Genomic DNA, 1,200 nt, shown 5'->3' with positions numbered 1-1,200 from the left:
AATGGCAAAGGCAACATTTGAAAGAAATAAGCCACACGTTAATATCGGAACAATAGGTCACGTTGACCACGGTAAGACAACTCTTACAGCAGCTATAACAACAGTTTTAGCACAAACAGGTGGTGCGCAAGCACAAGATTACGGCGCAATTGATAAGGCTCCAGAAGAAAGAGAAAGAGGAATCACAATCAACACTGCACACGTAGAATACGAAACAGAAACAAGACACTATGCACACGTTGACTGTCCAGGACATGCTGACTATGTAAAGAACATGATCACAGGAGCAGCACAAATGGACGGAGCAATCCTAGTATGTTCAGCAGCAGATGGACCAATGCCTCAAACAAGAGAGCATATCCTACTAGCTAGACAGGTAGGGGTACCATACATCGTAGTATTCCTAAACAAAGCTGACATGGTAGATGATCCAGAACTAATCGAACTAGTTGAAATGGAAATCAGAGAACTACTAAGCGAATATGAATTCCCAGGAGATGATACTCCAATCGTAGTAGGATCAGCACTTAAGGCACTTGAAAACCCAGCAGATGCAGACGCAGCAGGATGTATCCATGAGCTAATGGCTAAGGTTGACGAGTATATCCCAACACCAGAAAGAGCAACAGACAAGACATTCCTAATGCCAGTAGAAGACGTATTTACAATCACAGGTAGAGGAACAGTTGCAACAGGAAGAGTAGAAAGAGGAATTCTAAAGGTAGGAGACGAAGTAGAAGTAGTAGGCCTAGCTGAAGAAACAAGAAAGACAGTAGTAACTGGAGTAGAAATGTTCAGAAAGCTACTAGACCAAGCACAAGCAGGAGATAACATCGGAGCACTACTAAGAGGTGTAACTAGAGATGATATCGAAAGAGGTCAAGTACTAGCTAAACCAGGATCAGTAGTAGCACACAAGAAGTTCGAAGGTCAAGTATACGTACTTAAGAAAGAAGAAGGAGGAAGACATACTGCATTCTTCAACGGATACAGACCACAATTCTTCTTCAGAACAACAGACGTAACAGGATCAATCGCACTACCAGACGGTGTAGAAATGTGTATGCCTGGAGACCACATCAACATGAACGTTGAACTAATTAACTCAATCGCAATGGAAGATGGACTAAGATTCGCGATCAGAGAAGGTGGAAGAACAGTAGGGGCTGGAGTTGTTTCATCAATATCAGCTGAATAATT

At 42.4% G+C, this 1,200-nt stretch carries 1 protein-coding gene; it reads left to right on the top strand.

Annotation, left to right across the window (positions count from 1 at the left end):
* Position 1: 1 nt before the first annotated feature.
* The gene (gene tuf, locus CLCY_RS05340) at positions 2-1,198 is read left to right on the top strand and encodes an elongation factor Tu (RefSeq protein ID WP_048570107.1); all 1,197 of its coding nucleotides are present in this window, start codon (positions 2-4) and stop codon (positions 1,196-1,198) included.
* Positions 1,199-1,200 lie beyond the last annotated feature (2 nt).

It is taken from the genome of Clostridium cylindrosporum DSM 605 (assembly GCF_001047375.1).
Classification (GTDB): Bacteria; Bacillota; Clostridia; order Clostridiales; family Caloramatoraceae; genus Clostridium_AB; species Clostridium_AB cylindrosporum.
The sequence above is the reverse complement of the archived record's forward strand: the minus strand, read 5'-3'. Positions and strand labels throughout refer to the sequence as shown.

Coding starts and splice junctions, on each gene's coding strand:
- tuf (WP_048570107.1), top strand. CDS start 2: ATGGCAAAGGCAACATTTGAAAGAAATAAGCCACACGTTAATATCGGA.